This window comes from Pantoea eucrina (assembly GCF_002095385.1).
Lineage (GTDB): Bacteria > Pseudomonadota > Gammaproteobacteria > Enterobacterales > Enterobacteriaceae > Pantoea > Pantoea eucrina.
Genome location: NZ_MIPP01000025.1, coordinates 51,054 through 58,445 on the forward strand (window position 1 = coordinate 51,054; position 7,392 = coordinate 58,445).

Genomic DNA, 7,392 nt, shown 5'->3' on the forward strand with positions numbered 1-7,392 from the left:
TTAAAAAAGCGGCGGCAAACGCGCCGCCGGAGATTCACGGCTGGACAGAGATATCTGTCGCGAAGTAGCGCTTCTGGATAGTGTCAAATGTGCCGTTTTTCTTCAGCTCATCAAACGCGCCGTTGAGCGCCGCTTTGAGTTCAGTGTCGCCTTTACGCAGGCCGATAGCGGTGCCAGGGCCAATCAGCGGGTCCTGTACAATCGGGCCGGCCAGCGCAAAATCTTTCCCCTGCGGATGCTTCAGGAAACCGATCGCCGCCTGCGCAGCGTCGGTAAACACCGCGTCCAGACGGCCGGAGATCAGGTCGCTTTCTACCTGTGCCTGGTCGCCATACGGCACCACATTGACGCCGTGCGGCTGCCATTTAGCGCGCGCATAACGCTCCTGCACCGTACCCTGTTCCACACCCACGTTTTTGCCCCTGAGCGATTCTGCGGTCGGCAGCAGGCCGGAGCCTTTACGCGCTATCAGCTGCACGTGCGTGTCATACATCGGTTCAGTAAAGTCGATCTGCTTCAGGCGCTCTTCGGTCACGCCCATATCGGAGAGGATAGCGTCAAACTTGCGCGCCTTCAGCGCCGGGATCATGCCGTCAAACTGACTTTCAACCCAGATGCATTTGGCCTGCATCTGCGCGCACAGCGCGTTGCCCAGATCGATATCAAACCCCACCAGCTTGCCCTGCGGGGTTTTGGACTCAAACGGCGGATAGGTCGGATCAACCGCGAAACGCACCTGATCAATCTTTGCCTGCGCGCCAAAAGCGCAGCCAGCCAGCAGCGCCAGCGCTGCGGTATTGCGCAGACGCGCGGTAAAACGGGAGTGTGCCATAAACGGGTTCTTCTGTTGTAAAAGCGGGTATTCCGAGAGTACCCCCCGCGGTGGCGGATGGCAATTAGAGGATTATTTTCATCACGTTACCATTATGCAGCCGCTGGTAATCGTTAATATTCAGCACTACGGATCTCTCCAGCACTCCGGCATTAAACGCGATTTCGCCATAGCGTTCAAACAACAGCGGATCGACTACCAGCCGTAAATCTTCATGAAAGCTAAACGGTGGAATCGCCCCAAATACACAGGCGGTCAGGGCATCCACTTCTGCCGGGGAGGCCAGCGAGGCACGACGTCCACCCACCGCAGCCGCCACTTTACTCAGGTCCGCCTGCCGATCGGCCGGCAGCACCGCCAGTACATATTGCTTGATACCGTTACCTTTGACATGGCACACCAGCGCTTTCGCACCCTGGCCCACCTCTGTACCTCGCAAAGCCGCCACTGCTTCACACTTCCCGTTCGCAGCATGCTCCAGCAGGCGATATTGAGCGCCGTGCTGGTCGAGCAGGGCGATAAGTTTTTCATGGGTGGTCATGGGATGCGCCCTTTTGAGCCAGCAGCGCAATCAGCGTTTGCCGCATGTGAGATTGTTGTGGCAACAAACCCATTTCCAGCCCCAGCGGCCTGAAAGCGCGATTCAGCACATTCAGGGTCACGCTCTCTTTATCCTGTTCGATATCTGACAGGGTACGCCGGCTGATGCCAGCCAGCGCCGCATAGCGATCCTGTGAAAACCCCAGCACCTGTTTGCGGAGTTGCATAAGTAACTTGCCGTGGCTGGCTTTTTCTTCAATCGACTGACGTAATAACGCCAGGAATAACGCTTCACGTTCAAACAGCGTCATGGTTTTCATCATAATTTCCACCCTGCAATGCGCTCATCCAGAAAATTGAAGCCAACGCCGGGCATTTCGAGAATTGACGCAGGCACACCGCGTTGCGCCAGGCGCACCTTAAGACCAGTCAGCTTTTTCGCTAGTATACGTAGCGCCTCCAGTAACCTTTTCTCAGAGACCAGATAGTTCAGACGTTGTGCAATCAGATGCCAGTTTTACTATTGCATAGGTAAAGTCATAAGCCAGTAATGCTTCGCTGCCACGACCAGGCTGGGGGCTTTAACATTGAGCATGGCAGCATCATGCCAGACTCCGTCAAGGTAAAGTTGTAAGGTCAGCATAACCAGCCCTCTTTGAGCAGTATATTGCTCAAAGAGGGCTGGATTTGCTTTTTTTGAGAAGAATGCTGCTCAAAATAATTCCTGGTCACTAATTTTGAGCAGCATGTTGCACAATTGGTTACTTATGACGGGCGCGCAGGTTGTTAACGATCGCGCTTAAATCCAGATCCTGGTCCTGCAGCAGCACCATCAGGTGATAGAGCAGGTCGGAGGCTTCGTTGGTCAGTTCATGACGATCGTTCACCGTGGCCGCCAGCGCGGTCTCCACGCCCTCTTCGCCAACCTTCTGCGCAATACGTTTGGTGCCGCTGGCGTAGAGGCTGGCGGTATAAGAACTGGCGGGATCGGCATGTTTCCGTGACGCCAGCAACTGCTCCAGTTGATAGAGGAACGTCCACTCCGGGGCGGCGGGCGAGAAGCAGCTGGAGGTGCCGAGATGGCACGTCGGCCCGACCGGGTTCGCCAGCACCAGCAGCGTATCGTTATCGCAGTCTGGCGTAATGCTCACTACCTGCAGAAAGTGGCCGGAGGATTCGCCTTTGGTCCAGAGCCGCTCTTTGGTGCGCGAGAAAAAAGTGACGTTGCCTTCCGCCAGCGTTTTTTCCAGCGCCGCCTCATTCATATAACCGTGCATCAGCACTTCGCCGGAGACGTTGTGCTGCACGATAACGGGCATCATGCCCGCGGTTTTGACCCAGTCCAGGCGGGCCAGTTGGTCTGCTGTTAACACGCGCGAATCTCCACACCGTTGTCGATCAGAAAGTTTTTCAGCTCACTGATATTAATAATCTGCTTATGAAACACCGACGCTGCCAGCGCACCATCAACGTTTGCCTGCGTAAAGGCGTCGAGGAAATGTGGCATGGTGCCGGCCCCGCCGGACGCGATCAGCGGCACGCTGCACACTTCGCGGACCTTCTGCAGCTGAACCAGATCGTAGCCGTTACGTACGCCATCCTGATTCATCATATTCAGCACGATCTCGCCCGCGCCAAGCTTCTGCACTTCCCGCACCCAGTCAAGGGTTTCCCACTGCGTTACCCGGGTACGCGCTTCATCACCGGTATACTGGTTGACGTGATATTTACCGCTCGCTTCATCAAACCAGGTATCGATACCCACTACTATGCACTGCACGCCAAAACGGTCGGCGAGACGGGTGATCAGCGTCGGATCGGCCAGCGCCGGGGAATTGACAGAGATTTTGTCAGCGCCAAACTGCAGAATGCGCGCGGCATCCTCCTCGCTCCTGATGCCGCCCGCGACGCAGAACGGAATGTCGATCACTTCCGCTACGCGTGAGATCCAGCTTTTGTCGACCACGCGGCCATCCGATGAGGCGGTGATGTCATAAAACACCAGCTCGTCGGCCCCTTCCTGCGCGTAGCGCTGCGCCAGCGGCACAATGTCGCCGATGATTTCGTGATTGCGGAACTGCACGCCTTTTACAACCTGTCCGTCACGCACGTCCAGACAGGGGATTATCCGTTTTGCCAGCATGAGATCGCCTCCGCTACCGTAAATTTATCTTCCAGCAGGGCACGACCAACGATCACACCCTGCGCACCGCTGCCGCGCAGCGCGGCGATATCTGCCAGCGAGCCGATGCCGCCGGAACTCTGAAAGGCGATGTCCGGAAAAGCAGCAGACACCTCTTTATAGAGCGCTACGTTAGAGCCGCTCAGCGTGCCGTCGCGTGAAATGTCAGTGCAGAGCACATGCTTCAGGCCCACCGGCTGATACCAGCTAATCACCTCTTCCAGCGTAACGCCCGCCGCTTCCTGCCAGCCGCTGATCGCCACTTCTTTACGGTTAGCCGCGTCGATGCGCACATCCAGCGCCAGCACGATGGCGTCAGCACCAAATTCGCTGAACCAGCTTTTCACTTCTTCTGGCTGTTTGACTGCCGTCGAGCCGACCACCACGCGCGTGGCCCCGGCGGCAAGCAGGGCGGCCACATCATCACGCTGGCGAATGCCGCCGCCAACCTGCACCGGTACGCTGACGCCGCGCAGCAGCGTGGTCAGCAGCGGGATCTGGCGCTTAGCCGGATCTTTTGCACCGGTCAAATCCACCAGGTGCAGCACACCGGCGCCCTGGCGTTCATACTCCTGCAGGCGCGGCAGCGGATCGCTGCCGTAGTCGCGCTGCTGACCGTAGTCACCCTGATGCAGGCGCACCACCTTGCCATCAATCAAATCTAACGCGGGGATAATCATTACATCTCCAGAAAGTTTTTCAGCAGCTGCGCGCCCGCTTTGCCGGAGCGCTCGGGGTGAAACTGCACGCCAAAGAAGTTATCTTTCTGCAGTGCGGCGGTAAAAGGCAGGCCGTAGTCACACTGCGCAATCGTGGCGGCGTTAACCGGCATCGCGTAGCTGTGCACAAAGTAGAAGTAGCTGCCATCCGGAATATCGCGGAACAGATGGTGTCCCGCTTTGGCGGTGATCTGATTCCAGCCCATGTGCGGCAGCGGCAGGCCCTGCGTATCCATCAGCGCCACCGGCTCATCAACGATACCCAGCGTGCTGATGCCGCCATTCTCATCGCTGCCGCGTCCCAGCAGCTGCATACCGAGGCAGATCCCCAGCACCGGCTGCGTACAGGCTTTGATCAGATCAATCAGCTCGCGCTCTGCCAGCTGGTTCATCGCCGCCTGTGCGGTGCCGACGCCCGGCAGCAGCAGTTTATCGGCGCGCAGTACCACATCGGCATCGCGGCTCACTTCAGGCGTATAGCCGAGGCGCTCAATCGCCCATCTGACCGACGAGAGGTTGGCGCAGCCGGTGTCGAGAATGACCACGTTCATCACAGCACTCCTTTTGAGCTCGGCAGGGTATTCCCCTCGACGCGGATCGCCTGGCGCAGCGTGCGGCCAAAGGCTTTGAACAAACTCTCCACGCGGTGGTGATCGTTACGGCCTTTGGTTTTCAGGTGCAGCGTGCTCATCATGGCGTAGGAGAGCGAGCGGAAGAAGTGCTCGACCATCTCAGTGCTGAGATCGCCTACGCGCTGATAGCTGAACTCCGCTTTGTATTCAAGATGTGGCCGGCCGGAGATATCGAGCGCGCAGCGCGCCAGACACTCATCCATCGGCAGCACAAAGCCGAAACGGCCAATGCCGCGCTTGTCGCCCAGCGCCCTGAGCAGCGCTTCGCCCAGCGCCAGGCCGGTATCCTCCACCGTGTGGTGATCGTCAATATAGAGGTCGCCTTTGACGTCGATATTCATGCGAAAGCCGCCGTGTACCGCGATCTGGTCCAGCATGTGGTCAAAAAAACCGACGCCGGTGTTGATTTTGCTGCCGCCTTCACGATCGAGCCACACTTCCACTTTGATCTGCGTCTCTTTGGTGTTGCGGTTGACCAGCGCATAGCGGTCGCGTTTGGTGAGCTGCGCCTGAATGGAGGCCCAGCTCTCGCCTTCGGCGCCGTAGCGCAGGCCCTGAATGCCCATGTTTTCCGCCAGCTGCAGATCGGTCTGACGGTCGCCAATCACATAGCTGCTGGTTTTATCCAGCGCGCCCTCTGCCAGCCACGCCTCAACCAGCCGGGTTTTGGGTTTACGGCAGTCGCAGTTATCGGCGGGCAGGTGAGGGCAGATCAGCACATCGCTGAAGTTAATTCCCTGCGAGGTAAAGATCTGCATCATCAGCGTATGCGGCGCATCGAAATCGGCCTGCGGGAAGCTTTCGGTACCCAGACCATCCTGATTGGTGATCATCACCAGCTGGTAGCCCGCTTCCTGCAGCGCCAGCAGCGCGGGGATCACATCTTTCTCCAGCGCCAGCTTATCCAGGCGATCTACCTGAAAGTCCGACGGCGGTTCGGCAATCAGCGTGCCGTCACGGTCAATAAAAAGGATCTTCTGGCTCATGCTTGCTCCACGGAAAAGGCTTGCAGCGCGGCGATCAGGCGCTCGCACTCGGTTCGGGTACCAATTGAGATACGCAGGCATCCGGCAAGACCGGGATTTTTGTTCTGGTCACGCAGAATAATGCCCCGATCCCACAGCGATTTAAACACGGCTGGCGAGTCGGTGAAGCGCGCGAGAATGTAGTTGGTCTCGCTCGGAAACACCTGCTCCACCACGGGCAGCTGCGGAAGCTGTTCATACAGCCATGCGCGGTTCGCGTTGAGTTCAGCGACATGCTGACGCATCAGCGCAATGCCCGCCTCGCTCAGCGCCTGCGCCGCAACGTCAGCGACCGGCGTGGCCAGCGGATAAGGTGCGATCACCTTCATCAGCAGATCGATAACCGGCTTGTTAGCCAGGGTGAAACCGCAGCGCAGACCCGCCAGCGCGAACGCCTTTGAGAGCGTGCGCAGGATCACCAGATGCGGATACGCCTGCAGCCACGCCGCAAGCGTTGCGGCCGGGCAGAACTCAATATACGCCTCGTCTGCCACCACCAGCGCTTTACCGGCGGTCATGTCCAGCAGCGCCCGGATATCATCCTGATTGATCAGGTTACCGGTCGGATTGTTCGGGCTGCAGAGGTAAACCACTTTTACGCCATCGAGCTTACCGGCAATGGCCGGCAGGTTAAGCTGCCAGTTGTCCAGCGCCGGCACGGTACGGTACTCAATACCGATGGTTTCGGCGCTGACGCTGTACATACCATATGTCGGCGGGCAGAACAGAATGGCATCTTTGCCCGGCTCGCAGAACGCGCGCATCAGCAGCTCAATGCCCTCATCAGCGCCGCGGCTGACCAGAACCTGCTCCGGGGTTAAACCGGCGTAGGCGGCATAGCGCTCAATCACCAGCCGCGGCTGGCACTCCGGATAGCGATTCAGCGTCTGCTGTGACAGCTCAAACGGCACCGGCAGCGGAAATTCATTGGCGTTCAGCCAGACATCCCCGTTGCCACCCAGGCGACGCGCTGACTGGTAGGGCGTCAGGGCGCGGACGTTAGCACGAGCTAACGCTTCAATTTCAGTGCTCATGCTTGCTCCTTCAGGGCGGCAACGCGCAGGGTAACGGCGTTTTTGTGCGCATCAAGCTGCTCGGCGGCGGCCAGGGTTTCAATGGTGGCGGCCAGGTTCATAAAGCCCTGCGGTGTCAGTTCCTGCACCGTCATCCGCTTCTGGAAATCTGCCAGTCCGAGGCTGGAGCTGGTGGCGGTATAGCCATAGGTTGGCAGGACGTGGTTAGTGCCCGAGGCGTAGTCACCGGCAGATTCCGGTGACCAGTCGCCGAGAAATACCGAACCGGCGCTGGTGATAGCATCGACCAGATCGCGCGGCTGGCGCGTCTGAATGATCAGGTGCTCCGGACCATACTGGTTGGAAATCGCCATGCACTGCGCCAGATCCTGCGCCACGATCAGGCGGCTGCTCGCCAGCGCCTGACGCGCGGTGGCGGCGCGCGGCAG

At 58.6% G+C, this 7,392-nt stretch carries 10 protein-coding genes; all 10 read right to left on the reverse strand.

All coding sequences use genetic code 11. The annotated features are described in order from the left end of the window. Positions 1-34 precede the first annotated feature (34 nt). Complete coding sequence (locus HA43_RS12095; RefSeq protein WP_094111768.1) at positions 35-832, reverse strand: ABC transporter substrate-binding protein; 798 nt, start codon at positions 830-832, stop codon at positions 35-37. A gap of 64 nt (positions 833-896) precedes the next feature. Next, on the reverse strand, positions 897-1,373 hold the full coding sequence (locus HA43_RS12100; protein WP_039385330.1) for a YbaK/prolyl-tRNA synthetase associated domain-containing protein: 477 nt from the start codon (positions 1,371-1,373) through the stop codon (positions 897-899). Beyond that, complete coding sequence (locus tag HA43_RS12105; RefSeq protein ID WP_094111769.1) at positions 1,360-1,695, reverse strand: helix-turn-helix domain-containing protein; 336 nt, start codon at positions 1,693-1,695, stop codon at positions 1,360-1,362. The genes HA43_RS12100 and HA43_RS12105 overlap by 14 nt, the downstream gene beginning before the upstream one ends. 438 nt (positions 1,696-2,133) lie before the next feature. Further along, complete coding sequence (gene hisIE / locus HA43_RS12110; protein ID WP_094111770.1) at positions 2,134-2,745, reverse strand: bifunctional phosphoribosyl-AMP cyclohydrolase/phosphoribosyl-ATP diphosphatase HisIE; 612 nt, start codon at positions 2,743-2,745, stop codon at positions 2,134-2,136. Then, positions 2,739-3,515 (reverse strand): imidazole glycerol phosphate synthase subunit HisF, encoded by a 777-nt coding sequence (hisF, locus tag HA43_RS12115; RefSeq protein ID WP_094111771.1) that lies wholly within the window; start codon positions 3,513-3,515, stop codon positions 2,739-2,741. The genes hisIE and hisF overlap by 7 nt, the downstream gene beginning before the upstream one ends. Continuing rightward, the gene (hisA, locus tag HA43_RS12120) at positions 3,497-4,234 is read right to left on the reverse strand and encodes a 1-(5-phosphoribosyl)-5-[(5-phosphoribosylamino)methylideneamino]imidazole-4-carboxamide isomerase (protein ID WP_039385314.1); all 738 of its coding nucleotides are present in this window, start codon (positions 4,232-4,234) and stop codon (positions 3,497-3,499) included. Before hisA ends, hisF begins: the two co-directional genes overlap by 19 nt. After that, positions 4,234-4,824 carry an imidazole glycerol phosphate synthase subunit HisH gene (gene hisH / locus HA43_RS12125; protein ID WP_039385312.1) on the reverse strand — a complete coding sequence of 197 codons (591 nt, stop codon included), beginning with the start codon at positions 4,822-4,824 and terminating at the stop codon, positions 4,234-4,236. The genes hisA and hisH overlap by 1 nt, the downstream gene beginning before the upstream one ends. Further along, positions 4,824-5,891 (reverse strand): bifunctional histidinol-phosphatase/imidazoleglycerol-phosphate dehydratase HisB, encoded by a 1,068-nt coding sequence (hisB, locus tag HA43_RS12130; RefSeq protein WP_039385309.1) that lies wholly within the window; start codon positions 5,889-5,891, stop codon positions 4,824-4,826. Before hisB ends, hisH begins: the two co-directional genes overlap by 1 nt. Further along, complete coding sequence (gene hisC / locus HA43_RS12135) at positions 5,888-6,964, reverse strand: histidinol-phosphate transaminase (protein ID WP_039385308.1); 1,077 nt, start codon at positions 6,962-6,964, stop codon at positions 5,888-5,890. The genes hisB and hisC overlap by 4 nt, the downstream gene beginning before the upstream one ends. Further along, positions 6,961-7,392, reverse strand: a 432-nt coding sequence (locus HA43_RS12140; RefSeq protein WP_211279578.1) for a histidinol dehydrogenase, incomplete at its 5' end; no start/stop codon positions are given. The genes hisC and HA43_RS12140, both read right to left, overlap by 4 nt.